General features: G+C 66.9%; 26 protein-coding genes. 12 read left to right on the forward strand and 14 right to left on the reverse strand.

Going from position 1 to position 24,701, the window contains the following annotated elements; translation table 11 throughout:
- Nucleotide 1: 1 nt before the first annotated feature.
- A complete protein-coding gene (locus U4Y91_RS06340) occupies nucleotides 2–1,228 on the reverse strand; it encodes an efflux RND transporter periplasmic adaptor subunit (RefSeq protein ID WP_321804174.1) in 1,227 nt (408 codons plus the stop codon).
- A gap of 79 nt (nucleotides 1,229–1,307) precedes the next feature.
- Between U4Y91_RS06340 and soxR the strand changes: the two genes are divergently transcribed.
- Nucleotides 1,308–1,784, forward strand: coding sequence for a redox-sensitive transcriptional activator SoxR (gene soxR, locus U4Y91_RS06345; RefSeq protein WP_321804175.1), 477 nt, complete (start codon nucleotides 1,308–1,310; stop codon nucleotides 1,782–1,784).
- Nucleotides 1,785–1,993: 209 nt separating this feature from the next.
- Here soxR and U4Y91_RS06350 read toward each other — a convergent pair whose 3' ends face one another.
- Nucleotides 1,994–2,647, reverse strand: coding sequence for a TetR/AcrR family transcriptional regulator (locus U4Y91_RS06350; RefSeq protein WP_321804177.1), 654 nt, complete (start codon nucleotides 2,645–2,647; stop codon nucleotides 1,994–1,996).
- Nucleotides 2,648–2,794: 147 nt separating this feature from the next.
- Between U4Y91_RS06350 and U4Y91_RS06355 the strand changes: the two genes are divergently transcribed.
- Together U4Y91_RS06355 and U4Y91_RS06360 are read left to right on the forward strand one after the other, a co-directional pair.
- Nucleotides 2,795–4,087, forward strand: coding sequence for an NAD(P)/FAD-dependent oxidoreductase (locus tag U4Y91_RS06355; RefSeq protein WP_321804178.1), 1,293 nt, complete (start codon nucleotides 2,795–2,797; stop codon nucleotides 4,085–4,087).
- 44 nt (nucleotides 4,088–4,131) lie between these two features.
- Nucleotides 4,132–4,521: a DUF3331 domain-containing protein gene (locus tag U4Y91_RS06360; RefSeq protein WP_321804179.1), complete on the forward strand. Its 390-nt coding sequence runs from the start codon at nucleotides 4,132–4,134 to the stop codon at nucleotides 4,519–4,521.
- Here the strand turns inward: U4Y91_RS06360 and U4Y91_RS06365 are convergent.
- Nucleotides 4,518–5,846, reverse strand: coding sequence for a dicarboxylate/amino acid:cation symporter (locus U4Y91_RS06365; RefSeq protein WP_321804180.1), 1,329 nt, complete (start codon nucleotides 5,844–5,846; stop codon nucleotides 4,518–4,520). The two genes, U4Y91_RS06360 and U4Y91_RS06365, sit on opposite strands and share 4 nt — an antisense overlap.
- A 246-nt stretch (nucleotides 5,847–6,092) precedes the next feature.
- A complete protein-coding gene (gene ggt, locus U4Y91_RS06370) occupies nucleotides 6,093–7,844 on the reverse strand; it encodes a gamma-glutamyltransferase (protein ID WP_321804182.1) in 1,752 nt (583 codons plus the stop codon).
- Nucleotides 7,845–8,213: 369 nt separating this feature from the next.
- Between ggt and U4Y91_RS06375 the strand changes: the two genes are divergently transcribed.
- The gene (locus U4Y91_RS06375; RefSeq protein ID WP_321804183.1) at nucleotides 8,214–9,092 is read left to right on the forward strand and encodes a MurR/RpiR family transcriptional regulator; all 879 of its coding nucleotides are present in this window, start codon (nucleotides 8,214–8,216) and stop codon (nucleotides 9,090–9,092) included.
- A 27-nt stretch (nucleotides 9,093–9,119) separates the two neighbouring features.
- Here the strand turns inward: U4Y91_RS06375 and U4Y91_RS06380 are convergent, their stop codons facing one another.
- Both U4Y91_RS06380 and U4Y91_RS06385 read right to left on the reverse strand, forming a co-directional pair.
- A complete protein-coding gene (locus U4Y91_RS06380) occupies nucleotides 9,120–10,466 on the reverse strand; it encodes a nitrate/sulfonate/bicarbonate ABC transporter ATP-binding protein (RefSeq protein ID WP_321804184.1) in 1,347 nt (448 codons plus the stop codon).
- 11 nt (nucleotides 10,467–10,477) lie between these two features.
- The gene (locus tag U4Y91_RS06385; RefSeq protein WP_321804185.1) at nucleotides 10,478–12,232 is read right to left on the reverse strand and encodes an ABC transporter permease subunit; all 1,755 of its coding nucleotides are present in this window, start codon (nucleotides 12,230–12,232) and stop codon (nucleotides 10,478–10,480) included.
- 363 nt (nucleotides 12,233–12,595) lie between these two features.
- Between U4Y91_RS06385 and U4Y91_RS06390 the strand changes: the two genes are divergently transcribed.
- The 3 genes from U4Y91_RS06390 to U4Y91_RS06400 all read left to right on the forward strand — a co-directional run bounded on the left by U4Y91_RS06390 (nucleotide 12,596) and on the right by U4Y91_RS06400 (nucleotide 15,187).
- Nucleotides 12,596–13,540 (forward strand): metallophosphoesterase family protein, encoded by a 945-nt coding sequence (locus U4Y91_RS06390; RefSeq protein ID WP_044846687.1) that lies wholly within the window; start codon nucleotides 12,596–12,598, stop codon nucleotides 13,538–13,540.
- A 47-nt stretch (nucleotides 13,541–13,587) separates the two neighbouring features.
- Nucleotides 13,588–13,929 carry a cupredoxin domain-containing protein gene (locus U4Y91_RS06395; RefSeq protein ID WP_321804186.1) on the forward strand — a complete coding sequence of 114 codons (342 nt, stop codon included), beginning with the start codon at nucleotides 13,588–13,590 and terminating at the stop codon, nucleotides 13,927–13,929.
- Between the two features lie 118 nt (nucleotides 13,930–14,047).
- Nucleotides 14,048–15,187: a patatin-like phospholipase family protein gene (locus U4Y91_RS06400; RefSeq protein WP_321804187.1), complete on the forward strand. Its 1,140-nt coding sequence runs from the start codon at nucleotides 14,048–14,050 to the stop codon at nucleotides 15,185–15,187.
- Nucleotides 15,188–15,235: 48 nt separating this feature from the next.
- Here the strand turns inward: U4Y91_RS06400 and U4Y91_RS06405 are convergent, their stop codons facing one another.
- Nucleotides 15,236–15,940: an SDR family oxidoreductase gene (locus tag U4Y91_RS06405; RefSeq protein WP_321804188.1), complete on the reverse strand. Its 705-nt coding sequence runs from the start codon at nucleotides 15,938–15,940 to the stop codon at nucleotides 15,236–15,238.
- A 120-nt stretch (nucleotides 15,941–16,060) separates the two neighbouring features.
- Here U4Y91_RS06405 and gcvA point away from each other — a divergent pair, with 120 nt between their 5' ends.
- From gcvA to U4Y91_RS06420, 3 genes are all read left to right on the forward strand, one after another.
- Entirely contained in the window at nucleotides 16,061–16,960 is a 900-nt protein-coding gene (gcvA, locus tag U4Y91_RS06410) for a transcriptional regulator GcvA (RefSeq protein ID WP_321804189.1), read from the forward strand.
- Between the two features lie 122 nt (nucleotides 16,961–17,082).
- Nucleotides 17,083–17,391 (forward strand): ArsR/SmtB family transcription factor, encoded by a 309-nt coding sequence (locus U4Y91_RS06415; protein ID WP_059449595.1) that lies wholly within the window; start codon nucleotides 17,083–17,085, stop codon nucleotides 17,389–17,391.
- Nucleotides 17,392–17,462: 71 nt separating this feature from the next.
- Nucleotides 17,463–18,524, forward strand: a complete 1,062-nt coding sequence (locus tag U4Y91_RS06420) for an alkene reductase (protein WP_321804190.1) — start codon at nucleotides 17,463–17,465, stop codon at nucleotides 18,522–18,524.
- Between the two features lie 15 nt (nucleotides 18,525–18,539).
- Here U4Y91_RS06420 and U4Y91_RS06425 read toward each other — a convergent pair whose 3' ends face one another.
- Entirely contained in the window at nucleotides 18,540–19,067 is a 528-nt protein-coding gene (locus U4Y91_RS06425) for a GNAT family N-acetyltransferase (RefSeq protein ID WP_321804191.1), read from the reverse strand.
- Between the two features lie 83 nt (nucleotides 19,068–19,150).
- Between U4Y91_RS06425 and U4Y91_RS06430 the strand changes: the two genes are divergently transcribed.
- Nucleotides 19,151–19,762 carry a LysE family translocator gene (locus U4Y91_RS06430; protein WP_044846680.1) on the forward strand — a complete coding sequence of 204 codons (612 nt, stop codon included), beginning with the start codon at nucleotides 19,151–19,153 and terminating at the stop codon, nucleotides 19,760–19,762.
- A gap of 71 nt (nucleotides 19,763–19,833) precedes the next feature.
- Here U4Y91_RS06430 and U4Y91_RS06435 read toward each other — a convergent pair whose 3' ends face one another.
- The 4 genes from U4Y91_RS06435 to U4Y91_RS06450 form a co-directional block, all read right to left on the reverse strand.
- Nucleotides 19,834–20,028 (reverse strand): helix-turn-helix domain-containing protein, encoded by a 195-nt coding sequence (locus U4Y91_RS06435; RefSeq protein ID WP_415750447.1) that lies wholly within the window; start codon nucleotides 20,026–20,028, stop codon nucleotides 19,834–19,836.
- 91 nt (nucleotides 20,029–20,119) lie between these two features.
- On the reverse strand, nucleotides 20,120–20,320 hold the full coding sequence (locus U4Y91_RS06440) for a hypothetical protein (protein ID WP_321804193.1): 201 nt from the start codon (nucleotides 20,318–20,320) through the stop codon (nucleotides 20,120–20,122).
- A complete protein-coding gene (locus tag U4Y91_RS06445; RefSeq protein WP_321804194.1) occupies nucleotides 20,317–20,775 on the reverse strand; it encodes a hypothetical protein in 459 nt (152 codons plus the stop codon). The genes U4Y91_RS06440 and U4Y91_RS06445 overlap by 4 nt, the downstream gene beginning before the upstream one ends.
- A 220-nt stretch (nucleotides 20,776–20,995) precedes the next feature.
- A complete protein-coding gene (locus U4Y91_RS06450; RefSeq protein WP_321804196.1) occupies nucleotides 20,996–21,916 on the reverse strand; it encodes a phosphatidylinositol-specific phospholipase C in 921 nt (306 codons plus the stop codon).
- A gap of 6 nt (nucleotides 21,917–21,922) precedes the next feature.
- Between U4Y91_RS06450 and U4Y91_RS06455 the strand changes: the two genes are divergently transcribed.
- Entirely contained in the window at nucleotides 21,923–22,945 is a 1,023-nt protein-coding gene (locus U4Y91_RS06455; protein ID WP_321804198.1) for a LacI family DNA-binding transcriptional regulator, read from the forward strand.
- A gap of 9 nt (nucleotides 22,946–22,954) precedes the next feature.
- On the opposite strand, the gene U4Y91_RS06460 is transcribed toward U4Y91_RS06455, so the two are convergent.
- A complete protein-coding gene (locus U4Y91_RS06460; protein ID WP_321804200.1) occupies nucleotides 22,955–23,815 on the reverse strand; it encodes a carbohydrate ABC transporter permease in 861 nt (286 codons plus the stop codon).
- The gene (locus U4Y91_RS06465) at nucleotides 23,812–24,681 is read right to left on the reverse strand and encodes a carbohydrate ABC transporter permease (RefSeq protein WP_257769422.1); all 870 of its coding nucleotides are present in this window, start codon (nucleotides 24,679–24,681) and stop codon (nucleotides 23,812–23,814) included. The genes U4Y91_RS06460 and U4Y91_RS06465 overlap by 4 nt, the downstream gene beginning before the upstream one ends.
- Nucleotides 24,682–24,701 lie beyond the last annotated feature (20 nt).

A 24,701-nucleotide genomic window follows, 5' to 3' on the forward strand; every position in this document is an offset into this window, starting at 1 on the left:
GTTACCGTGCGGCCGGCGCGCCGGCGTCGGCCACGGCTACCGCCGCGGCCTGCGTGCCGCTGCCCGGGCCGGTGGCGGTGTCCGCATCCGCGCGTGCAGGCAGCACCTTCGGCTTCACCTGCGCACCCGGATAGTAGATCCGCTGCACGCCGTCGACGACCACGCGATCGCCTGGCTCCAGCCCCTTCTCGACGATCCGCTCGCCGTCCAGCGCACGGCCGATCGTGACGTCGCGACGCAGCGCCTTGTCGCCGGCGCCGATCACGTACACGTACTTGCGGTCCTGGTCGGTGAGCACCGCCTTGTCGTCGACGAGCAGCGCATCCTGGTCGCGACCGCTGACGAGCTGGACGCGCGCATAGAGGCCGGGCGTGAACGTGTGGTCCGCATTCGGCAGCCGCACGCGCGCACGGATCGTACCGGTTTGCGGATCGAGCCGGTTGTCGAGGAAATCGACGGTGCCCGCGTGCGGGAAACCCGTCTCGTTCGCGAGACCCACGCGCACCGGATCGGCGCCGATCGCGCGATGCTTCGGGTCGGCACGCCGCGCGTTGTAGCGCAGGTAGCTCTGCTCGTCGCAGTCGAAATACACGTAGACGGGGTCTTGCGACACGACGGTCGTGAGCAGCGTGTCGTCGGCGCGCGCGAGGTTGCCGGCGGTCGCGATCGCGCGGCCGACACGTCCCGCGATCGGCGCACGCACCTCGGTGAAACCGAGATTGAGCTTCGCGTCGGCGACGGCCGCGTCGGCCGCCTGCAGGTCGGCGCGCGCCTGCTCGGCGGTCGCGCGCGCGTTGTCGAGTTCCTCCTGGGAAGTTGCATGCGCATCGATCAGTGTCCGCACGCGCTTGAGCTGCACATCGGCGAGGCTTGCGGCCGCCCGCGCCCGCTGCTGCTGCGCGTTCGCGCGGTCGAGCGCGATCCGGTACGGGCGCGGATCGATCTCGAACAGCACCGCGCCCCGTGCGACGAGGTCGCCCTCCTTGTACGCGATGCGCTGCAGATAGCCGCTCACGCGCGGCCGCAGCTCGACCGCGTCGACTGCTTCGACGCGTCCGTTGAATTCGTCCGCGAGGCGGATCGTGCGCGGCGCGACGGTCGTCACGCCGACTTCTGGAAGCGGATGGGCCGACGTTTCGCCTTTGCCGTCGTGACAGCCCGACAACGCCAGCAGCAGTGCGCAGGCCGCGCTCAAAGGCGACGTCCTGCGTAGGGATAAGGAGAGCATGATGCCTCGCGACGGGTTAAACTGCCGCGTAGCATAAAAGTTGAAGTTAACTTCAAGTCAAGCTTTCCCGGAGGGCGTCATGGGTATCGACGAAATCCCGCAATGGCCGCTGATGTCGATCCGCGAAGTGGCCGCGCGCAGCGGCGTGCCGGCATCGACGCTGCGTTTCTACGAGACGCGCGGGCTCATCAAGTCGCACCGCAACGGCTCGAGCCATCGCCACTATTCGCGCACGGTGCTGCGGCTGATCGCGTTCATCGTGTTCGCGCAGAAGATCGGCTATTCGCTCGACGAGATCGCCGAACAGCTCGTGAGCCTGCCGGAAGAAACCGCGCCGACCAACAAGGACTGGCAGCGGCTGTCGCGCGGCTGGAAACAGCGCGTCGCGAACCGGATCGAGGAACTGCAGCGGCTCTACATCAATCTCGACGAATGCATCGGTTGCGGCTGCCTGTCGCTGAAGCGCTGCAAGCTGACCAATCCCGAGGACCGCGCGGGCCGCAACGGGCCGGGCGCACGGCGCTGGCTCGGTGATACGCCGCCCGATCTCGACTGACGCATGCGCGGCGGCCGGCGCGATGCACGATGCCGCGCCGGCTTCCCGCGTCACCCGACCCGCCCGCCCCGCCGTTCACCGCGATCGCCGTGCCCGTGAGGGCGCCAGTCTGCCCGAACGTTGACGGTTGGAAACAATGGCAGTCCGGGCACGACACCGCGCCGGGTCAATCACGCCAGCGCGCAGGCCGACTTCGCGCCGCGCGGCGCTCAGACGCTCAGGATGCCGAGCGCGACGTCGAGCACGGCCTGCCGGAACGCATCCTGCCGCGTGGGCAGCGACGTGAACTCCAGCATCATGTGGCTGTACGACACCGTCGTGCCGACCGCGCTCGCGATCATGAAGAACAGCACGTCCGGATCGACCGGGCGGATCTCGCCAGCCTCGACCGCGTCGGCCAGCAGCGGAAACATCGCGTCGTGATACGGACGCACGATCCGCTGCTGCAGGCAGTCGAGCCGCCCGCCCTCCTCGGTCGCCGCCGTCGAGAAGAACATGCCGATGTCCGGCTCCTCGAACTCGTGATCGACGCACAGCTCGATCGCGCGCCGCACGCGCTCGCGATGCGGCAATGACGACGTGCGCAGCGCGCGCAACGCGTCGAACAGCGGCTCGGCGAGGTCGACGATCTGCTCGACGACAGCCAGCCACAACGTCTCCTTCGTGCCGAAATGATGGGCGATCAGCGCCGCGTCGATGCCCAGCTCGCGCGCGACCTCGCGCACGCTCGTCGCGTCGTAGCCGCGCTTCGCGAACGTGCGGCGCGCGGCCCGCAATATCACGTCCGGTCCGACGGACGCCTCCGCCAGCGGCCGCCCGCGCGTACGCCGCTTCGACGGCGCGCGCTCAGTGACTTCAGCCACGTTTTCCTGCTCCTGTTGAATGAATCGAATGCCCGTGTTCGGGCCCCGGTTCGCGTCCGCGGAACCGGGTTGCCTGCCCGGCTCCGTTGACACGCGAAGCCGGGAAGCGCTAGGATCATACCTTATTCATCACGTGATGATTTATTCATGACAACCCCTACTCGCATCGTGATCGTCGGCGGCGGCATCGCCGGATTGCAGCTCGCAACCCGCCTCGGCGAACGTCTCGGCCGCACCGGGCGCGCCCAGGTCACCGTCGTCGACCGCAGCCCGACCCATGTCTGGAAGCCGATGCTGCACACGATCGCGGCCGGTACGCGCGACGTGCAGCAACAGCAGGTGATCTTTCTCGCCCATGCGCGCGATCACGGCTACACGTACCAGCCCGGCGAATTGAAGGGGCTCGATCGCGCGCGCCGCCGCGTGCAGCTCGGCGAGATTCGCTCGCAGGACGGCGAACGCGTGATCGACGCGCGCGAACTCGAATACGACGTGCTGATCCTCGCGCTCGGCAGCCAGGCCAACGATTTCGGCGTGCCGGGCGTGCGCGAGCACTGCTACTTCATCGACAGCCAGCAGCAGGCCGAAACCTTCAATGAAGCGCTGCGGATGCGCGTGTTCCGCAGCATCGCGCGCGACGAGCCGTTTCGCGTCGCGATCGTCGGCGCGGGCGCGACGGGCGTGGAACTGGCGGCGGAACTGAGCCGGCTGCTGGAAGTGGCGCAGGCGTATGGCGACGCGACGGTGCGCGAGCGGCTGCGGCTCACGCTGCTCGAGAGCGGCCCGCGCATCCTCGCCGCATTTCCGCCGCGGATTTCCGCGTCGGCGCAGCGGCGGCTCGAGCAGATCGGCTTTCACGTGCTGACGTCGACGCGCGTGACGGCAGCCGATGCGAACGGTTTCCACTACGGCGACGGTTCGTTTGCCGAAGCGGATCTGATGGTGTGGGCGGCGGGTGTGAAGGCGCCCGATTTCATGCAGGCGCTGGGCGGGCTCGACACGAACCGCGCGAACCAGATCCTGGTCGGGCCCACGCTGCAGGCCACGGCCGACGAGCACGTGTTCGCGATCGGCGATTGCGCGAGCCTGCAGCCCGACGGCCACGAACGGCCGCTGCCGCCCACCGCGCAGGTGGCGACCCAGCAGGCCGAGCATCTCGCGAAGCACCTGCCCGCATGGCTCGACGGCAAGCCGCTGCCGCCGTTCGCGTTCCACGATTTCGGCGCGCTCGTGTCGATCAGCGACTACGACGCGTTCGGCACGCTCGGCCAATTCGGGTTCTTCCGCGGCGGTTTCATCCAGGGGCGTTTCGCGCAATTCAGCCACCTGATGCTGTACCGGCGCCACCAGCAGGCGCTGCACGGATTCTCCAAGGCGACGCTGCTGTGGCTCGCCGAACGGATCAACGGCTGCGTGCAGCCGCGCATCCGCCTGTCGTGACGCCGCGGTTCGCGGCGTCGCCCAACGTTTCGAGGAAAGCAAAGATGAGCAACAGTGCAGTTGCCTGGCTCAGGACCGTCGCCGCGATCGGCAGCTTCGACATGCCGTCCGTTTCATGGGCCGGCCCGCGACGGCGCAGCATCACGCGCGATCGCCTGCCGTCGTGGGATCCGACGAGCCAGCCGACGATCAGCGTGCTCGAGCGGCCCACGGCCGACACCGTGATGATTTCGTGGTGCGACGCGTGCACCGGCCACTACGGCTACCAGAAGTGGCGGCTGTTCACGACGCGCAAGCGCGGCGTCTGCGCGCTGTCGGGGCGGCCGATCGCGCCCGGCGACAGCGTCTACGCGCCGCAACTGCTCGGCTCGGCGCCGGGCAACGCCGCCGCGATGGTGCTGGCGGCGTGCATCGACGAGGCGTGTGCCGCTTAAACGGACGTCGCCTGACCGGCACCATAGGCCGGATCACGGTTCTGCCGTTCCAGTTCCGCGTCGAGATGCGCGGCATGCGCTTGCGCTTCGGACTCCGACATCAGCTCGCCCTCCCACTTCGCGACCACCGCGCTGGCGATCGAATTGCCGACCGCATTGGTGGCCGAGCGCCCCATGTCGAGGAACGTGTCGACACCGAGAATCAGCAGCAGCCCCGCTTCCGGGATGTCGAACTGGTGCAGCGTGGCGGCGATCACGACGAGCGATGCGCGCGGCACGCCGGCCATCCCCTTCGACGTCAGCATCAGGACCAGCAGCATCGTGATCTGCGTGCCGAGCGACAGGTGAATGTTGTACGCCTGCGCGATGAACAGCGACGCGAACGTGCAGTACATCATCGAGCCGTCGAGGTTGAACGAATAGCCCATCGGCATCACGAAGCTCGAGATCTTGCGCTTCACGCCGAAGCGGTCGAGCGCGTCGAGGATCTTCGGATACGCGGCTTCGGAGCTGGCCGTCGCGAACGACAGCATGAACGCTTCCTTGATCAGCACCAGCAGCTTGAATACGCGACGGCCGAGGAACAGCAGGCCGGCGATCACGAGCGTGCTCCACAGAAGGAACAGGCTCACGTAGAAGTCGCCCATGAACACCGCGAACTTCAACAACACCGACAGCCCGTTGACCGCGACGGTCGCGGCCATCGCCGCCAGCACCGCGAGCGGCGCGAGCTTCATCACGTAGCCGGTGATCTTCAGCATCACGTGCGCCAGCTGGTCGATCGCGGCGACGAGGATCTTGCCGCGCTCGCCGAGTGCCGACAGCGCGACGCCGAAGAACATCGAGAACACGACAATCTGCAGGATCTCGTTGTTCGCCATCGCCTCGGCGATCGACTTCGGCACCATGTGGCTGACGAAATCCTTCAGCGTGAACTTGGAGGTCGCGAGATGCGCGGATGCGCCGATATCCGGCAGCGGCAGGCCGAGGTTCTCGCCCGGGCGCAGCAGGTTCGCCATCAGCAGCCCGAGCAGCAGCGAGATCAGCGACGCGGTGACGAACCAGCCGAACGCCTTCACGAACACGCGTCCCACCGACGATGCATCGCCCATGTGCGCGATGCCGACGACGAGCGTCGAGAACACCAGCGGGCCGATCACCATCTTGATCAGGCGCAGGAACACGTCGGACACGAGGGAGATGTAGCCGGCGATCTCGGTCGCCGACTGCTTGTCCGGAAACTGCGTATAGATCAGGTAGCCGATGAAGATGCCGGCCGCCATCGCGAGCAGGATCCAGACTGCCGCAGACATTCGTTTGTTCATAACGGAACTCGACGCACGGAGCAGGAATGAAGGAAAAAAATGCGCGCATCAGTGCCGTGCCACGGCGCGCATTGCGGGGCGGTCGGGCCCGGTATTCCGGGCACCCGCCACGCTCGATACTGCGGACGTCCGCGAACGGACGCGCTGTCGCTGCCCCGGCGCTTGCGCGATGGCGAACGCCGGGGCAACCGTTCAGCCTGGTGCAATCAGATCAAATCAAATCAAATCAGCTCAGGTCAGGTCAGGTCAGTAGCCGATCGCCGAACCGGCCGGGCGGCGCGGATCGTTGACGCCGTAGATGTAGCCGACGCGCACGTTGCCCGACACCGACGAATCGTTGCCGGAACTCTGATGGCTCACCGCCTCGGTGCCGGGCAGGCCGACCATGATCAGCTCGGCGGCGCCCCACGGCGTCTGCTCGACCATCTTGTAGCCCATGTTGCGCAGGATCGCGAGCGTGTCGGGCGACAAGCCGCGGGTCTCGTAATAGACCTGGTCCGGCAGCCATTGATGATGGACACGCGGCGCACCGACCGCATCCTGCGGCGTCATCCCGTAGTCGATCACGTTCAGCACGGTCTGCAGCGTGATCGTGATGATGCGCGAGCCGCCCGGCGAGCCGACCACCATGAACACCTTGCCGTCCTTCTTCACGATCGTCGGCGCCATCGACGACAGCGGACGCTTGCCCGGTGCGATCGAGTTGCGCGTGCCCTGCACGAGGCCGAACAGGTTCTGCGCGCCGACCTTGACCGTGAAGTCGTCCATCTCGTCGTTCAGGAAGAAGCCCGTGCCCGGCGCGATCACCACGGCACCGAAGCGGCCGTTGACGGTGTACGTGGTCGACACCGCGTTGCCGTCGCGGTCGATGATCGAGTAGTGGGTCGTCTCCGGCTTCTCGTGCACGCCGACACCCGGCTGCACGTCGATCGATGCCGTCGCCATGTCGCCGCTGATCTGCTTGCGGATCTCGGCCGCATACTGCTTGCTCGTCAGCTTCGCGACCGGATTGTCGATGAAGTTCGGGTCGCCCAGCAGCGTGTTGCGATCCTCGTACGCGTGGCGCATCGCCTCGGTCATGTAGTGGACCACCGACGCCGACTGGTAGCCGAACTTGCGCAGGTCATACCCTTCGAGCACATTCAGCGTCTCGCACATCGTCACGCCGCCCGAACTCGGCGGCGGCGCCGACACGAATTCGTAGCCGCGATACGTGCAGGTCAGCGGCGCCATGTCCTGCGCACGATACGACGCGAAATCGGCCGCCGTGATCACCCCGCCGCCGCGCTTCGCCGCAGCTTCGACGATCTTCGGAATCTCGCCGTGATAGAACGCGTCGGGGCCCTGCTCCGCGATGCGCTCGAGCGTGCGTGCCAGGTCTTTCTGCACCAGGCGGTCGCCCGGCTGCAGCGGCGTGCCATCCGGGCGCAGGAAGATGCGCGCGGCTTCCGGGTCCTTCCTGAAGCGCTCGATCGTCGTGTCGAGGATGTCCGTATCGCCGCGCGTCAGCACGAAGCCGTCGCGCGCGAGCCGGATCGCCGGCTCCATCACCTGCCTGCGCGTCAGCTTGCCGTACTTGCGCTGCGCGAGGTCGAGACCCGCGACCGTGCCCGGCACGCCGACCGCGCGATAGCCGTACAGGCTGTCGTCCGGAATCACGTTGCCGTTCGCATCGAGATACATGTTCGCCGACGCCGCGGCCGGCGCGGTCTCGCGGAAGTTGATGAAGCGGTCGCGGCCGTCGGCCAGGTGCAGGGTCATGAAGCCGCCGCCGCCGATGTTGCCGCAGCACGGATTGGTCACCGCTTGCGCGTAGCCGACCGCCGCGGCGGCGTCCACCGCGTTGCCGCCTTCCTTGAGGATGTCGACGCCGATCTGCGACGCGAAGTGCTGCGACGACACGACCATGCCGTTCTTCGCTTCCACCGCGGGTTCCGAAGCGGCGAGCGCGCCTGCGCTGATGGCCGACAACAGGGTGAGTACGACGAGCCGCCTCATGACGGAATCCTCCAGACGAATGACCGGGCCATGCCGGGATGCGCAACCGACTCGGAAGGCCGGACGACGCTGCTGATCCGGCATGTAATAAACCATACATTCCGGCGAGGCCGCGATCATAGCATCGGCATTTTCATGTCAAAACCTAGGGTAATCACTGAATTCTCGATGAATGAATGGAAAGGTTCCGATCGATAATGTTTAATACATTACATAATCGGCCGATTGACGCCCCGAATGATGCGCCCCTCTAATCTGTGGCTTCACACGGTCCGCGGCGCGGCGATCGGCTAACATGCAACGGCCTCGCCGGCAGACGCATGTCTGCCGTTTGTCATTCATTCAGATACGAGCAAGCCGGAGTGCCCGATGGGGACAAGCATCAGGGCGTTGCTGCTATCCCAGATGGATAGCTTCACGCCGTCGGAACAGAAGGTCGCGCACGCGCTGCTGGATCGCTATCCGAGCCTCGGGCTCGGGCCGATCGCGAGTTTCGCGAAGCAAGCCGAAGTCAGCGACCCGACCGTGTTCCGCTTCGTCGTGCGGATCGGCTTTCCGAACTACTCGTCGTTCCAGCAGGCGCTGCACGACGAGATCGATACCGCGATGAATTCGCCGCTCGCGCGGATGGATGCGTTCCACTCGGAATCGGGGATGCGCGACAGCCATGCGGCGATCTTCCAGCGGCTCTCGCAATCGCTTGCCACCACGATCGAGGGACTCGACGCGGCGGCGTTCGACGAAGCGGTGACGCTGCTGGCCGATCCGGAAATCCGCGTGTTCTGCGGCGGCGGGCGTTATACCGCGCCGCTCGCGTCGCTGTTTTCGTTCACGCTCGCGTATGCGCGCCCGCATGTGCAGTACGTCGAGCCGAACCTGAATCTCGCGTCGGTGTCGCTGAGCGACATGGGGCCCGGCGACGTGCTGGTCATTTTCGATTTTCGCCGCTATCAAAAAGACAGCATCCGGTTCGCGCAGGCCGCGCACCAGCTCGGCGTGCGCGTGCTGCTGATCACCGACGAATGGCGCTCGCCGATCAGCGCGTTCGCCGTGATCGTGCTGCGGATCCAGGGGCGCCCGTTCGCGATGCTGCAGACCAACGTGCCGGCGCTGGCGCTCGCCGAAGCGCTGGTGATCGGTGTGACGAACCGGCTTCCTGAGCTCGCGCGGCAGCGGATGGAGAAGATCGAGCAGCTCAGTACGGGCGGCAGCGAGCAGGATGCGAACCAGCGGGATTTGCCCGAATGACGGTCGCGCGTCATTCGGGCGCGGGCGTCAGCTCTCGACGTCCTCGAGACTGAACACTTCCGTCTTGTCGTTGTACGAAAAGACTTCGCCGTAACGCCCCCAGTCGATCACGGCGTCGAGCGTTTCCTCCGCCGCCTCGTCCGACAGGAAATCCTCCAGCTCCTGCTCGAAACGCACGCGCGGCGCACGATGCCCCGGGCGTTCGTTCAGCACCTTCCGGATCCGCGCGGCGAGCGGCACGTGCTTCAGCAGGTGATCCGCGAACATCAGCTTGCGTTCCTGCGTGCCGAATTCCGCGAACACGCGCGCGGGCGGCGTCAGGAACACGTCGCCTTCGCGCACGTCGGCGAAACCGAGGTACTGCAGCACTTCGGCGATCGGAAACAGTTCGTCCACTTCCAGATGCAGCGTGCGCGCGATTTCCGGCATGTCCGCGCGGCCGTGATACGGCGCCATCGCGAGCGTCTCGATCAGGCCGGCCATCAGGTTGGTCGACACGCGCGGCATCCAGCTGCCGAGCTCGAGCCCCTTCTTCGTCGCCTCGCCGGTCTGGCGCGCGGTCATCTTCGCGTAGATGTCGTCGACCAGCTTGCGGAAATCCGGATCCAGCCGGTTGCGCGGGTGCTTGAACGGCACCTTGATCTCGGCGATCACGCGGCCCGGGTTCGACGACAGCACGAGAATCCGGTCGCACATGAACACCGCTTCCTCGATGTTGTGCGTGACGATCAGCACCGACTTGATCGGCATGCGGCCTTGCGTCCACAGGTCGAGCAGGTCGGTACGCAGCGTTTCGGCGGTCAGCACGTCGAGTGCCGAGAACGGCTCGTCCATCAGCAGGATCGTCGGGTCGACCACGAGCGCGCGCGCGAAGCCCACGCGCTGGCGCATGCCGCCCGACAGCTCGCGCGGATACGCGTTCTCGAAGCCGTCGAGACCGATCAGGTCGATCGCGGCGAGCGCGCGTTCGCGCCGCTCGCGTGCGCCGACGCCGAGCGCCTCCAGCCCGGCTTCCACGTTCTGCAGCACGGTCAGCCACGGGAACAGCGCGAAGGTCTGGAACACCATCGCGACGCCTTCGGCCGGGCCGCGCAGCGGCTTGCCGAGATAGGTCACGTCACCGCCGGTCGGCTCGATCAGCCCGGCGATGATCCGCAGCAGCGTGGACTTGCCCGAGCCCGAACGGCCGAGCAGCCCGACGATCTCGCCTTCGCGCAGCGACAGGTTCGCGTCGTCGAGCACGAGCAACTCGCCCTGCGTCTTGTTGAAGCCGCGATTCACGTGCTCGACGCGCAGGATTTCCTCGCCGAGGCGCGGCGGCTGAAGCGGCTGGGACGTCTGGACGGGGGCGTTGATTACGGTCTGGTTTTGCATCGCGCTTACTCTCAATCGAGACGGAGCCGGGATTCCGCATAGGCGTACATCGGACGCCACAGCAGACGGTTGAACAGGGTGACGAACAGGGACATCACGGCGATGCCCAGGATGATCTTCGGAAAATCGCCGGCGGCGGTCATCTGTGCGATGTACGAGCCGAGGCCATGCGCGACGACCTTGGTGTCGCCCCACTGCACGAACTCCGACACGATGCTCGCGTTCCACGCGCCGCCCGATGCGGTGATCGCACCGGTCACGTAGTAAGGGAAGATGCCGGGCAGCATCGCCTGCCGCCACCACTGCCAGCCGCGAATGCGGAAGTTCTTCGTCGCTTCCTTGTAGTCGTTCGGATAGGACATCGCGCCGGCGATCACGTTGAACAGGATGTACCACTGCGTGCCGAGCACGATCAGCGGCGACAGCCAGATGTCCGCGTTCAGATGGAAGTGGACGATCACGATCACGAACACCGGGAACAGCAGGTTCGCCGGGAACGCGGCGAGGAACTGCGCAAGCGGCTGGATCTTCTCGGCCAGCTTCGGGCGCAGCCCGATCAGCACGCCGAGCGGCACCCAGACCACCGACGCGATCGCGATCAGCACCAGCACGCGCAGCAACGTGATCAGCCCGAGCACCAGCACATGGCCGACCTCGCCCATCGTCACGCCGGTCGCGACGAAGCTGACGACGCGCCACCCGACGTACACGGTCAGCAGGATCACGAACGCGCCCCACACGATGTCGCCGACGCGCGACGAACCGCGCGCCGACGTGCCGCGCGAGCGCTTGCCCGTGAGCGCCGGCACGCGCAACGGAATCCGCGCGGCCTGCGACAGCAGCCAGCCGGCCGGCACGAGTAACTGATGGATCAGGTGCGTGCGTCGCATCATGTCGAGCAGCCAGGATTGCGGCGCATCGCCCGACGCGGTGTTCTCCATCCGGAACTTGTCGGCCCACGCGACGAGCGGGCGGAACAGGAACTGGTCGTACGCGAGGATCACGACCGACATCGCGACGATCACCCAGCCCACCGCGCCGAGGTTCTTGTCGGCGATCGCCTGCGCGAGATACGCGCCGATGCCCGGCAGCGTGATCGTCTGGTTGCCGACGGTGATCGCTTCCGATGCGACGACGAAGAACCAGCCGCCCGACATCGACATCATCATGTTCCAGATCAGCCCCGGCATCGAGAACGGCACCTCGAGCTTCCAGAAGCGCTGCCACGGCGTCAGGTGGAAGCCGCGCGACACTTCGCTCAGGTCGCGCGGCACCGTGCGCAGCGACTGGTAGAAGCTGAACGTCATGTTCCACGCCTGGCTCGTGAAGATCGCGAAGATCGCCGCGAGCTCGGCGCCGAGCACGCGGCCCGGGAACAGTGCGAGGAAGAACGTGACCGTAAACGAGATATAGCCGAGCACCGGCACCGACTGCAGGATGTCGAGGATCGGGATCAGCACCATGCCGGCGCGACGGCTTTTCGCGGCGAGCGTTCCGTAGACGAGCGTAAACACCAGCGACGCGACCATCGCGGCGAGCATCCGCAGCGTGGTGCGCAACGCGTATTCGGGCAGGTTCGACGGATCGAGCGAGATCTTCTGCGTCTGCAGCACGGCGATCGGCGCCATCGTCTGATGAAAGCCGACGATCGCCATCGCGAGTATGCCGATGATCAGCGGAAACGCGACCGCATCCCAGCGGTTGGGGAGCACGCGCCACGCGGACGCGTTGGCGGTGCGATTCGGATCGAAGAAACTGATATCCATCGGTAGCGTCTTGGTCGAATTGAAAATCGATGGGATCGGCCGCGTGACGCGCGGCCGGATGCGCCTTCAGCCGGCGCGGCTCAGAACAGCTTGTGGAGCGTTGCCGCGAGATTCGGCATGAGGGGCTCCGGAGAAGTGATTCGGTGTCGCAGGCTATCGAGTGCACATGACGCAAACGTGACGTGTCACTTACAGGACATTGACAGGTCATCCGTCGGTGGTCCGTCATTGCGCCGCAAGCCGCGAGCAACCTCGTCACGCGCGGGAATAAATCCGCCGCCGCCGCGGTATGGCATACGAAGGCGCCGGCTTATTCCAGGACGATCCGGCCGTCCGGTTCCGTCACACGAATGCGAGGCTCACATGTCTTCATCGAATCCCACCCGCCCGTCGCGCCGCAAAGCCCTGCAATGCATGGCGTTCGGCGGCCTCGGCACGCTGTTTACGCTATCGGGCGGCATTCTGACGCCGTTCGATCTCGCGCTCGCGCAAAGCGGCGCCGCACTCCCCGCGGACAAGGGCCGGCCGCTGTTCGTGCAGATCAGCGACACGCACATCGGCTTCAACAAGGACGCGAATCCCGACGTCGCGGCCACGCTGCGGCAGACCATCGAGCTCGTCAACGCGATGCCTGCCACGCCCGCGCTCGCGATCCATACCGGCGACATCACGCACCTGTCCAAGGCAGCGGAGTTCGACCAAGCGTCGCAACTGCTGTCCGCGCTGCGCGTGCCGGAGCTGCATACGGTGCCCGGCGAACACGACGTGACCGACGGCTCGGGCGCCGAATATTTCAGTCGCTTCGGCAAGGCGTCGGACAACCGCGGCTACTACAGCTTCGATCACGCGGGCGTGCACTTCGTCGCGCTCGTCAACGTGATGCACTTCAAGCCGAACGGGCTCGGCAGCTTCGGCGACGAGCAGCTCGCGTGGCTCGCGCAGGATCTGAAGGGGCAATCGTCGAGCACGCCGATCGTCGTGTTCTCGCACATGCCGATGTGGACCATCTACGAGCCGTGGGGCTGGGGCACCGGCGACGCACCGCAGACGATGGCGCTGCTGCGCCGCTTCGGCTCGGTCACCGTGCTGAACGGGCACATTCACCAGATCGTGTCGAAGGTCGAAGGCAACGTGACGTTCCACACCGCGCGCTCCACCGCGTTTCCGCAGCCGACCGCCGGCAACGGCCCCGGCCCGGTGCCGCTCACCGTGCCGCGCGACCGGCTGCCCGCGATGCTCGGCGTGACGACCGTCGACTTCGCCGGCCATCCCGTGGCGGCGTCGCTGCGCGACACGACGCTGGCCTGATCCCTCGCCTGATCCCCCGCCCGATTCCGCTACGCAAGGAGACCGACATGACCTTCCTCAAGCCCTCGACGCTGCTGGCGGCGCTGACCCTGTGCGCGGCCGCCGCCGGCGCGCCGCTCGCCGCATTCGCGCAACCCCCGGCCGGCCCGCTCGTGACGATCCACAACTTCATGTTTTCGCCGATGTCGACCACGATCAAGGCCGGCACGACGGTCACGTGGAAGAACCTCGACGCGGAACCGCATACCGTCGTCAACGACGCGGGCATCTTCCATTCGAATGCGCTCGACCAGGACGAGACCTACTCGTTCCGCTTCGACAAGCCGGGGGTCTACAAGGTGTTCTGCGGGATTCATCCGTACATGAAGGAGACCATCACCGTGGAATGACGCGCCGCGCCGCACCATGCGCGCGAAGGTCCGGCACCGCGGAGCGACGCCCGCCGATCGCCTACACTGGTTCCAACCGGCCGGCCCCCGCCGGCCGTCACCGACCACGAGGCAAGCGATGACGGCAAGTCAACCCGCACACCCGAAGCTACCCGGACAGGTCGTGCTCGTGCTCCAGGGCGGCGGCGCACTGGGCGCATACCAGCTCGGCGTATTCGAGGCGATGGACGCGGCGGGCATCCAGCCCGACTGGGTCATCGGCACGTCGATCGGCGCGATCAACGCGGCGCTGATCGCCGGCAACGCGCCCGCGAACCGCGCGCAGCGAATGGCCGAATTCTGGCGCCACGTCACCGAACGGCCCGCCGTGACCGTGCCGGGCTTCCCGACGACCTGGGACAAGATCGGCTCGGAACTCGCGGTGATCGGCGCGGGCCTCACGGGATTCTTCCGGCCGAATCCCGCCGCGTGGCTCGGGCCGCTCGCGCGGGTCGGCGTCGAGCACGCGTCGTATTACGTGGTCGAGCCGCTGCGCGACACGCTCGCGTCGCTGATCGACCTCGACCTGCTGAATGCGTGCCGGCCGCGACTGACCGTCGGCGCGGTCAACGCGTGCACCGGCACGATGCGCTATTTCGATTCGCGCGACCGGCCGCTCGACATCGACCACGTGATGGGCTCGGGCGCGCTGCCGCCCGCGTTCCCGGCCGTGCGGATCGACGGCGCGCCCTACTGGGACGGCGGCATCTATTCGAATACGCCGGTCGAGGTCGTGCTCGACGATGCGCCGCGCCGCAGCTCGATCATCTTCTCGGTGCAGATGTGGAATCCGGTCGGGCCCGAGCCGCAAAGCATCTGGCAGGTGTCGGAGCGGCAGAAGGACATCCAGTACGCGAGCCGCACGGACGGCAACATCGCGCGGCAGCAGCAGATTCACCGGCTGCGCCACGTGATCAAGGAACTGGTGATGCGGCTGCCGGAAGCGGAGCGTACGTCGGCCGACGTGCAGGCGCTCGCCGCGTGGGGCTGCCAGACGACGATGCACGTGATCAAGCTCGCGGCGCCGCGGCTCGACGGCGACGATCAGTGGAAGGACATCGATTTCACGCCGGACGGCATCGCGGCGCGCCGGCAGGCCGGGTTCGACGCGACGATGCAGGCGATCGCCGCGCGGCCGTGGGATCAGCCGATGGCCCCGACGGAAGGGCTCAGCGTCTGGAGCCCGGAAGAGAACCGGATCGGTGAACGGCACAACTGAGGCGGCCGGCGCAACGTCCGCGCGCGCACCACCCTGCCCGGCACCGGCTCACAGTGCGCGCACGATGCCGCCGTCGACGCGAATGTTCTGCCCGGTGATGTAGCCGGCGCCTTCCGACAGCAGGAACGTCACGGTCTGCGCGATCTCCTGTGTCTTGCCGAAACGGCCGACCGGAATGCGGGCCACGATCTCGGGCGTCTCCGGCCAACTGTCGATGAAGCCGGGCAGCACCGAATTGATGCGGATGTTGTCCTTCGCGTACCGATCGGCGTACAGGCGCGTGAAGGCACTGAGCGCCGCGCGCAGCGCGGACGACACCGGCATCGCCTGCTCGGGCGCGTCGGCCGCGAAGCTCGAAATGTTGACCACCGCGCCGCCGCCCTGCTTCAGGAAGACCGGTGTCACGCGCCGCAGCACGCGCGCGACGTTGAGCACGATCAGGTCAAGCCCTTCGTGCCATTTGTCGTCGTCGATCGAGAGCAGGTCGCCCTTCGGCGGATGCCCGGTATTGTTGACGACCGCATCGATACGGCCGTACTTCGCGAGCGTCTCGTTCACGAAGCGCGCGATGTCGGCGTCTTCGATGACCGACCCCGCCACGCCGAACCCGCCGAGTTCCTTCGCCAGTTCGACCGCGCTGCCGGACGGCGACATCAGCGCGACGCGATAACCGTTGCTCGCGAGATCCCGCGCGATCGCGGCGCCCATGCCCTTGCCCGCCGCCGTCACCAAAGCCACTTTCTCTACAGTCATGCTGTTCTCCTGAATGGGTCGGCGCAGCGCCGCGATCATCGTCTATGGCAGCACTGTAGGACTCTATAATCGGCTTGTCGAACCATGATTTCTCCACCCACCCTGTAGAATTTCTACTGCATGAAGGCGCTATTGCGTACCCGCCGGTTCCCGCCGCTCAATGCGCTTCGCGCGTTCGAGGCCGCCGCGCGACACCTCAATTTCCGGCTGGCCGCCGACGAACTCGGCGTGACCCAGGGCGCGGTGGCGCAACAGGTCAGGCATCTGGAGGACGTCGTGGAGGTTCAGCTGTTCCGGCGGCTGCCCAGGGGGCTGGCGCTGACGCGCGAAGGGCTCGAGTATTTTTCGTCGGTCCAGCGCGCGCTGCAGATCATCTCCGACGCCACGGACGCGCTCGGTCAGCGCCCGACGGTTCTGGCGGTCAGCACGACGCCGTCGTTCGCGTCGAAGTGGCTGATTCCGCGCCTGTCGGACTTCGGCCGGCTGCATCCCGACATCGAGGTGCGCGTGATCGCCGACGAAAGGCTTGCGTCGTTCCGGGCCGACGGCGTCGACATCGCGATTCGACTGAGCAAGCCGCCGTTCCCGGCCGGCCTGGTCGCCGAGTTGCTGTTTCCGCTCGATATCTTTGCCGTCGCCAGCCCGAAACTGCTCGACAGCGACTCGCCGATCCGGACGCCCGCGGACCTCGCAAAGCACGCGCTGTTGCACGACGCGCACGATCTGTGGCCCGAGTTCATCGACAAGCTCGGCGGCAAAGGCCGGGCCGATCCGACCAAAGGGCCGCGGTTCAGCCAGTCGCTGCTCGCGATCGACGCCGCGGTCGCCGGTCAGGGCATTGCGCTGACCAGCGAGCCGCTGGTCGAACGCGATATCGCGGAAGGCCGGCTGCGGCGCGTGTTCGATTTTTCGTTTCCGATGTCGCTCGGGTTTTACGTCGTCTTTCCGCAGGCCAATGCGCATTCGGAAGCGCTCGAGGCGATGCGGCGGTGGCTGTTCGCGCAGTACGGGAACGGGTGACGCGCTGAAGTCCGACAGATCAACAACCCCACTTCCATCAGTGCCTTCGCGCGTATCGTGATTTTCCGATATATGATTCGCCCATCGACGATACCCGTTTGCCCCGAACACCACGCCCTTCCATGCCGACCGAACTCGACATCGACGCGATCCTGAAAGCGCTCTCGAACCCCGTGCGCCGGGAAATCCTCGTCTGGCTGAAAACGCCGGGCGCGCATTTTCCGGAGCAGACGTTGCCGTACGACCACGGCGTCTGCGCCGGGCAGATCGACGCGCGCTGCGGGCTGTCGCAGTCGACCGTCTCCGCGCACCTCGCGACGCTGCAGCGCGCGGGGCTCGTGACGTCGACGCGGATCGGCCAGTGGGCGTTCTTCCGGCGCAACGAGGCCGTCATCGACGCATTTCTCGACGCCCTGCGCCGCGAACTCTGACCCAGGCCATGCGGGCCACCCGTTGCGCACGACGCGACGGCCATCCCGCCTTTCGTGAAGAGGTTATCTCCATGCCTACCCTGTTCGACCCCGTTACCCTCGGCGACCTGACCCTGCCGAACCGCGTCGTGATGGCGCCGCTCACCCGTGCCCGCGCCGGCAGCGCGCGCGTGCCCAACGACCTGATGGCCCGCTATTACGCCGAGCGCGCATCGGCCGGCCTGATCATCAGCGAAGCGACTTCGGTCACGCCGCAGGGTGTCGGCTATGCGGACACGCCGGGCATCTGGTCCGACGAGCAGGTGGAAGGCTGGACGCGCGTGACGCAGGCCGTGCACGCGGCGGGCGGCCGCATCGTGCTGCAGCTCTGGCACGTCGGCCGGATTTCCGATCCGGTGTTCCTGGACGGCGGCCTGCCGGTCGCGCCGAGCGCGATCGCCGCGGGCGGTCACGTGAGCCTCGTGCGGCCGCCGCGTCCGTACGTGACGCCGCGCGCGCTCGACATCGATGAAATTCCGGGTATCGTCGCCGCGTATCGCAAGGGCGCGGAAAACGCGAAGAAGGCGGGCTTCGACGGCGTCGAGATCCACGGCGCGAACGGCTACCTGCTCGACCAGTTCCTGCAGGACAGCACCAACCTGCGCACCGACGCGTACGGCGGCCCGATCGAGAACCGCGCGCGCCTGCTGCTCGAAGTGGTCGACGCGGCGATCGACGTGTGGGGCGCGGGCCGTGTCGGCGTGCACCTCGCACCGCGCGGCGACGCGCACACGATGGGCGATTCCGACCCGGCCGCGACCTTCGGCTACGTCGCACGCGAACTCGGCCGCCGCAAGATCGCGTTCATCTTCACGCGTGAATCGTATTCGGGCGACCAGCTGAGCCCGCGTCTGAAGGAGGCGTTCGGCGGCCCGCTGATCGCGAACGAGCAGTTCACGCTCGAATCGGCGCAGGACACGCTCGCGAGCGGCCACGCCGACGCGATCGCGTGGGGCAAGCTGTTCATCGCGAACCCGGACCTGCCGCGTCGACTCGAGCTCGGCGCACCGCTGAACAAGCCGGTGCCGGAGACGTTCTACGCCGACGGTGAAACGGGTTACACCGACTACCCGGCGCTCAGCGACGCGGCCTGACGGCCGGCGGCACGTTCATGCGCGCACGTCCGCGCGCATGAACACGCGCTGCGTCTCGTCGAGCCCGCGTGCGACGTGATGCGCGCGGATCGCATGCAGCGTGTCGTCGAGCGATGCGTCGTCGATGATGTGGAAGCCTAGTCGCGCGTAGTACGGCGCATTCCACGGCGCGTCGCGGAACGTCGACAGCACGACCTGTGCGATGTCGTCTTGTGCGGCGCGCGTCATGATCCGTTCGATCAGGCGCGCGCCGATCCGCTGCCCCGCATGCGACGGCGCGACGTCCAGCTCCTCCAGATAAAGCCGCTGCGCATCGAGCAGCCGGTAGAACGCGAAACCCACGCAGGCCCCCGCTTCGTCCGTCGCCACATACGCGCGACCGTCATCGATGCGTGCGAGCACGTCGGCCGCATCGGTCGGCTCGCCTTCGGCGATGTCGGGCATGCCGATGTCGCGAAAGCGCTGGGCGGCGGCCACTTCCACGGCGGCCATCGCGGCCGAGTCTTCCCGCGTGGCGGGGCGAATCCGGATCGATACTGTCATCACGACGAGGTAGGCAGGCGGGAACGGCCGTCACTATAATCGAAACTTCATACCTTTCGAACGCCTTGCCCACGAGGTTCGCCATGACGCTGTCCGCGCTCGCCGTGTTCGCCATCGCCCTGCTCGTCACCGCCGGCACGCCCGGCCCGAGCGTCGCCGCGCTCGTCGCGCGCGTGCTGACGAACGGCGTGCGAGACGTGCTGCCGTTCCTCGCCGCGATGTGGATCGGCGAGGCGCTGTGGCTCACGCTGGCGGTTGCCGGGCTGTCGGCGTTCGCGCGCACGTTCGAGACGGGCCTGCTCGTGCTGAAGCTGCTCGGCGTCGCGTACCTGCTCTTCCTCGCGTGGAAGATGTGGACCGCGCCGACCGACACGCAGGCCGGCGACCTGCCGCGCGGCCAGTCGCCGTGGCGCATGTTCGTCGCGGGCACACTGGTCACGCTTGGCAATCCGAAGATCATGCTGTTCTATCTCGCGCTGCTGCCGACGATCGTCGATCTGACGCATGTCGGTGTGCTCGCGTGGGCCGAACTCGTCGGCACGATGCTCGCGATCCTGATTCTCGCCGACTGCTTCTGGTCGCTGCTCGCGGTGCGTGCGCGGGCATTTCTGACGTCGGCACGCGCGAAGCGGGTCGCGAACCGCACGAGCGCGACCGCGATGGCGGGTGCGGCGGTGGCGATCGCGACGCGTTGAGACGGCATGGGGCGCGGCAGGCGTCGCCCTTTCGCAATTTCCGCACGCAATTCCTGCAAAAAAATGGCGCCTCATGGCGCCATTTCGATCGGGTTCGGCGAAACCAACGGGAAGTGCTCGGCCTCATAGCGCTCGATCAGGATCGCCATGATCTCCAACTCGTCGCCCTCCGGCGTGTCCGGCGCGGGGTCCAGATCGACAAGCGCAGACACTGCCTTCAGTGCGGCCTTGTAATCGGCCGCTGTTCGAATCGGGTGAATGTCCATTTCGTTACCCCATTACCCCGAGGATCTGAGGGATTGAATTGAGCATCGAACATTCTCGCGGTATCGTGCGACGCCTGCCATGCGCACATCGCTATTTGCGCGAACGTGAGTCATGACCCAAGTCACGCAAGCGCTTCTTCAATCGCCGATTGTCTGCGAGCAGCACAACCAGCGCGATGAGCGTCGCAACGGGGAAGAACCAATCCCCCGAGTAGTGCAGCAATGTCCAAGCGACGGCAGCAACCACGACTGCTGCTGCGATCAGACTGACCCTGTCCGAAAGCTTGCTCACGCGATCGCCCTCCCGATTGCTCGTGCACGAATGGCAAACGTCACACTACACGGCGTCGGACGGAACACCTCCGGATGCAGCGCGATCACACGATAGACGTCTTGCGGAATTGCAAGACCGCGACGGGCCGCCCAGCCGCGAATTCCATTGACCGCAGCCACGTCATGCCTGTCGCACACAAATGACGCATCCGCCGCTACGACCAGGCTGCCGATCACTGCGCCAACGTAAAAACTCGCACCCAGCGCAGACGCGGCTGCCAGCAATTCCAGCCCGGTCGTGGCGCCTATCAGATCGCCGACCGTCGCAGTCGAACCAAGCGTCCGGAGCGTGCCGAGAAGGGTCGCAAGCGTGCCGATTGCGGTCTGCTGTGCGGCAAACAGGCTTGTTGGCGCGGGCAAACCGAGAGCGTCCATGTTGTCCTTGAATGCCACGTAGAACGTCTTGCATTGCATCTTGCAGAATCCCCGTGAAGAAGTGGCGATTCTAGCGATGACGCCATGCGCAGACTGCCCCGTTAGAGACTTCCAATCCGTCCGCATCCCGCTCCAACTGCTCGATTCCCTCGACGCCACACGCTCCGTCGTTTGCATGCACGTCCGTCAGCGGCCAGGTGATTTGTCAAAGAGTGTGACAAACGCGCCTCGCGCGCTCAAAGTTCAATGCGAACCCGCACTAACAGCCCACCGACCTGCGCCTGCCACCCGCCCCAGGCACATCCTCATTACACTCAACCAACGCCCGCACCAGCGCCCAGTCATCGTCATCGCAGAAGTCGAGCAGCATCGCGCCGCACGGCCCGCGCGCTTCGCGCAACCGCGCCGCGAGCCGCGCCTGAATCCCGACCACCCTGCCGTCGCCGCGCGCGACCACCGACGGATTCGCGCCCATTCCCGTGCCGCTGCAGAAATTGATCGCCCAGCGCCCGCTCTCCGGCGACGGCATGCCGGTCAGCAGCGCATCGATCACACGCCACTTGTAGTGGATCGACCCGGCGACAGGCACACGGTATTCATCCTGGATCACGAACGCCGCATCCGGATGATCGACCGTAAACGTCGCATTGTCGGGCCACGCGGTCAGGTCGATGCCCAGCGGCCGGCTGCTGCGGAACCGCCGCAACAGCACCACCGCGCCGCGCACGTCGCCGAGCGCCGGCAGCGCGCCGCCCGTATGCCAGCGCAGCCGCGGATGCCGCGCGCAATGCGCATCGAACGTCGCGTCGAAGCCGCGCGTGCACGCATGCGCGGGCCATTCGTCCTTCACCGACATCACGATGCATTCGCGCGGATGCGCATCGAGAAAGCGCGTGCAGTCCGCGAGCACGTCGTCGAACGACAGGCCGAGCGCGATCCCGCCGTGGTGGATGTCGAACGTATCGCCCCGGTGCCGGCAGCGAATGTCGAGCAGCCGCACGCCGTGCACGAGTTGCGCATCGAGCGGCGCACGCTGCGTGCGCACGAGCGGATCGTCGACCGTATACGCACAGGTGTCATGGCTGCCCGGTAGGGTCAGCGTATGCAGCGGCCGCGCGTCGTCGAGCGCCGACATCCAGTCGGCCAGCGGCGTGGAGGCTTCGTGTCGCGAAGGAATCATGAATCGATGACTGACAAGGAAAGAAAGATGTGGGTAACCGCATCGGATGTCGCCGTGCGGGCCGGCGTGTCGCGCTCCGCGGTGTCGCGCGCGTTCTCGCCGACGGCGAGCATCGCGCCCGAGACGCGCGAACGCGTGATGGTGGCCGCGCGTGCGCTCGGCTACCAGGTCAACCTGATCGCGCGCGACATGATCACGCAGCGCAGCAGCATGATCGGCGTCGTGACGGCCGGGTTCGAGAATCCGTTCCGCGCGCGGCTGCTGTCGGACCTGATGGCCGCGCTCGGGCAGCGCGCGTTCACGCCGCTCGTGACCAATGCGGATGATCCGCATCAGGTCCGGCAATCGCTGGAGCGGCTGCTCAGCTACCGGATCGCGGGCCTGGTGATGACGTCCGCTTCGCCGCCGCTGTCGGTCGCACGACAGTATCTCGACCACCGGATTCCCGTCGTGATGATCAACCGCGAAGCAAACCTGCCGGGCGCGGACGTCGTCGTCAGCGACAACGCGGCCGGCGCCGCCCATGCCGCGCAGCGGCTCGTGCGGGCCGGCGCGCGCCGGCTCGCGTTCGTCGGGCCGCGCACCGCGAGCTACAGCGCACACGCGCGCGCGGACGCCTTCGAGCAGGCGCTGCAACGCGGCGACGCGTACGATGCGGCGCTCGTCCGCGTGATCGATACGCGCTCCGACACGCACGCGTGCGGCATCGATGCCGCGCGGCAATTGTTCGCCGCCGGCGAGCGCCCGGACGGTGTGTTCTGCTCGTCCGACCTGCTCGCGCTCGGCATGATCGACGCCGCGCGCGACGCATTCGGCTTGCGCGTGCCCGACGACCTGCGCGTGATCGGCTTCGACGACATCCCCGCCGCCGCATACGACGCCTATCGGCTCTCGACGCTGCGCCAGGACACGCAAGGCCTCGCGCACGCGGCCGTCGACCTGCTCGCCGACCGGATCCAGACCTTCGACGGCGCGTCGCGCATGCGCGTCGTGCCGGTTACGCACGTTGTGCGGCATAGCTGCGCGTAACGCGTCGCGTCACTTCAGCCCGCCGGCGAAGCCGCGCAGCAGGTAGCGCTGCACGTAGCCGGCTACCGCAAGGGTCGGCAGCGACGCCAGCAGCCCCGCGCTCATCAGGTCGCCCCAGTCGATGCCGTTCTCCGTCACGTAGCCGGCAATCGCGAGCGGCAGCGTGAAGCGGCTCGGCGTCGACACGAACAGCAGCGCGATCAGGAACTCGTTCCATGCGGCGATGAACACGAAGATCGCGGTCGCGATCAGCCCCGGCGCGCACAGCGGCAGCACGATCTGCACGAGCCGCCGCGCGAGCCCCGCGCCGTCGATGCATGCGGCCTCCTCGTATTCGACGGGCACGTCGCGCACGAACGCGAGCAGCATCCAGATCGCCATCGGCAGCGCGTAGATCTGGTAAGCAAGCATCAGCCCGAGCGTCGAATCGAGCAGATGCAACCGCTTCGCGAGCGCGAACAGCGGCACCGCGATCGTGATCGGCGGCATCAGCTTCAAGGCCAGCACGAGCATCAGGAACAGCACATCCAGCCGCGCCGGAAACCGCAGCCGCACGAGCGCGTATGCGGCCGGAAACGCGAGCGTCAGCGCGAGCAGCGTCGTGCCGAAGCCGACCAGCAGCGAATTGGCGAGCGGCGCGCCGATACCGTTCGACCACACCGACGCGAAATGCTCGAACGTCGGTGCAGCCGGCCAGATCCGCAGCGGATGGTCGAGGCGCTCGAGCGTCGGCATGAATGCCGCGCCGGCCATCCACAGACATGGCAGCAGCAACAGCGCGAGCGCGACGGTGCGCAGCGCCCACGGCACAGCGCGACCGAATACGGCCTCCGTTCGCGCATGCGCGAGGTACGCGGATCGCGCCGTCATGCGCGCCGCTTGCGAACCGTCTGCCATACGTACCCCGAAACGAGCAGTGCGGACGCCGCGAGCATCAGCACCGACGCGGCACTCGCCGGTCCGACGTTGAAGAAGCGGAAGCCCGTGTCGTAGATGTAGGTCGACAGCGTCTGCGTCGCGTTGCCGGGGCCGCCGCCCGTCAGCGCATAGACCTTGTCGAACAGCTTGAACGTGTCGATCGAGCGCAGCAGCAGCGCGAGGCCGATCTGCGGCGCCGCGAGCGGCAGCGTGATGTCGCGCAGGCACTGCCATTCGCTCGCGCCGTCGGTGCGCGCGGCTTCGTACAGTTCCTGCGGGATCGATTGCAGCCCGGCAAGCACGATCAGGAACGCCATCGGCGTCCACTGCCACACGTCGACGAGCGCGAGCGACCACAACGCAAGATGCGGATCGGACAGCCAGCGCACGCCTTCGACGCCGAACGCGGCGAGCAGCGCGTTCAGGAAGCCGTCGAAATTGAGCCAGTTGCGCCAGATCGCCGAACACACGAGCGTCGACAGCATCATCGGCAGGATCGCGAGCGGCAGCGCAATGCGCCGCCCCGGAAACGCGCGCACGAACAGCAGCGCGAGACCGAAGCCGAGCGCGACCTCGACGAGCGATGCCGCGATCGTGAAGCGCAGCGTGTTGCCGAAGCCGGCGGCGAACGCGTCGTCGCCGAGCACCGCGCGATAATTCGCGAGCCCGATGAACGCGCGCCGGCCGGCCGCATAGTCGACCTGGCAAAACGAGTCGATCAGCACCTGCGCGACCGGGTACAGCGCGAGCGCGGCCAGCACCAGCAGCGCGGGCCCGAGCAGCGCGACGAACGGCAGGCTGCGGCCGAGGGCTTTCATGCGCGGTTTCCGGACGATGC

Source organism: Burkholderia sp. BCC1993, assembly GCF_905339865.1.
In the GTDB taxonomy this organism is placed as follows: domain Bacteria; phylum Pseudomonadota; class Gammaproteobacteria; order Burkholderiales; family Burkholderiaceae; genus Burkholderia.

What these genes read in the sequence shown, in the direction of transcription:
- U4Y91_RS06380 (WP_321804184.1), bottom strand. Translation starts at nt 10,466, where the DNA reads ATGCAAAACCAGACCGTAATCAACGCCCCCGTCCAGACGTCCCAGCCG.
- U4Y91_RS06450 (WP_321804196.1), bottom strand. Translation starts at nt 21,916, where the DNA reads ATGATTCCTTCGCGACACGAAGCCTCCACGCCGCTGGCCGACTGGATG.
- U4Y91_RS06340 (WP_321804174.1), bottom strand. Translation starts at nt 1,228, where the DNA reads ATGCTCTCCTTATCCCTACGCAGGACGTCGCCTTTGAGCGCGGCCTGC.
- U4Y91_RS06465 (WP_257769422.1), bottom strand. Translation starts at nt 24,681, where the DNA reads ATGAAAGCCCTCGGCCGCAGCCTGCCGTTCGTCGCGCTGCTCGGGCCC.
- U4Y91_RS06400 (WP_321804187.1), top strand. Translation starts at nt 14,048, where the DNA reads ATGACGGCAAGTCAACCCGCACACCCGAAGCTACCCGGACAGGTCGTG.
- U4Y91_RS06430 (WP_044846680.1), top strand. Translation starts at nt 19,151, where the DNA reads ATGACGCTGTCCGCGCTCGCCGTGTTCGCCATCGCCCTGCTCGTCACC.
- U4Y91_RS06405 (WP_321804188.1), bottom strand. Translation starts at nt 15,940, where the DNA reads ATGACTGTAGAGAAAGTGGCTTTGGTGACGGCGGCGGGCAAGGGCATG.
- U4Y91_RS06460 (WP_321804200.1), bottom strand. Translation starts at nt 23,815, where the DNA reads ATGACGGCGCGATCCGCGTACCTCGCGCATGCGCGAACGGAGGCCGTA.
- U4Y91_RS06425 (WP_321804191.1), bottom strand. Translation starts at nt 19,067, where the DNA reads ATGACAGTATCGATCCGGATTCGCCCCGCCACGCGGGAAGACTCGGCC.
- U4Y91_RS06360 (WP_321804179.1), top strand. Translation starts at nt 4,132, where the DNA reads ATGAGCAACAGTGCAGTTGCCTGGCTCAGGACCGTCGCCGCGATCGGC.
- U4Y91_RS06415 (WP_059449595.1), top strand. Translation starts at nt 17,083, where the DNA reads ATGCCGACCGAACTCGACATCGACGCGATCCTGAAAGCGCTCTCGAAC.
- U4Y91_RS06395 (WP_321804186.1), top strand. Translation starts at nt 13,588, where the DNA reads ATGACCTTCCTCAAGCCCTCGACGCTGCTGGCGGCGCTGACCCTGTGC.
- soxR (WP_321804175.1), top strand. Translation starts at nt 1,308, where the DNA reads ATGGGTATCGACGAAATCCCGCAATGGCCGCTGATGTCGATCCGCGAA.
- U4Y91_RS06445 (WP_321804194.1), bottom strand. Translation starts at nt 20,775, where the DNA reads ATGCAATGCAAGACGTTCTACGTGGCATTCAAGGACAACATGGACGCT.
- U4Y91_RS06385 (WP_321804185.1), bottom strand. Translation starts at nt 12,232, where the DNA reads ATGGATATCAGTTTCTTCGATCCGAATCGCACCGCCAACGCGTCCGCG.
- U4Y91_RS06365 (WP_321804180.1), bottom strand. Translation starts at nt 5,846, where the DNA reads ATGAACAAACGAATGTCTGCGGCAGTCTGGATCCTGCTCGCGATGGCG.
- U4Y91_RS06455 (WP_321804198.1), top strand. Translation starts at nt 21,923, where the DNA reads ATGACTGACAAGGAAAGAAAGATGTGGGTAACCGCATCGGATGTCGCC.
- U4Y91_RS06435 (WP_415750447.1), bottom strand. Translation starts at nt 20,028, where the DNA reads ATGGACATTCACCCGATTCGAACAGCGGCCGATTACAAGGCCGCACTG.
- U4Y91_RS06390 (WP_044846687.1), top strand. Translation starts at nt 12,596, where the DNA reads ATGTCTTCATCGAATCCCACCCGCCCGTCGCGCCGCAAAGCCCTGCAA.
- U4Y91_RS06420 (WP_321804190.1), top strand. Translation starts at nt 17,463, where the DNA reads ATGCCTACCCTGTTCGACCCCGTTACCCTCGGCGACCTGACCCTGCCG.
- U4Y91_RS06355 (WP_321804178.1), top strand. Translation starts at nt 2,795, where the DNA reads ATGACAACCCCTACTCGCATCGTGATCGTCGGCGGCGGCATCGCCGGA.
- ggt (WP_321804182.1), bottom strand. Translation starts at nt 7,844, where the DNA reads ATGAGGCGGCTCGTCGTACTCACCCTGTTGTCGGCCATCAGCGCAGGC.
- gcvA (WP_321804189.1), top strand. Translation starts at nt 16,061, where the DNA reads ATGAAGGCGCTATTGCGTACCCGCCGGTTCCCGCCGCTCAATGCGCTT.
- U4Y91_RS06375 (WP_321804183.1), top strand. Translation starts at nt 8,214, where the DNA reads ATGGGGACAAGCATCAGGGCGTTGCTGCTATCCCAGATGGATAGCTTC.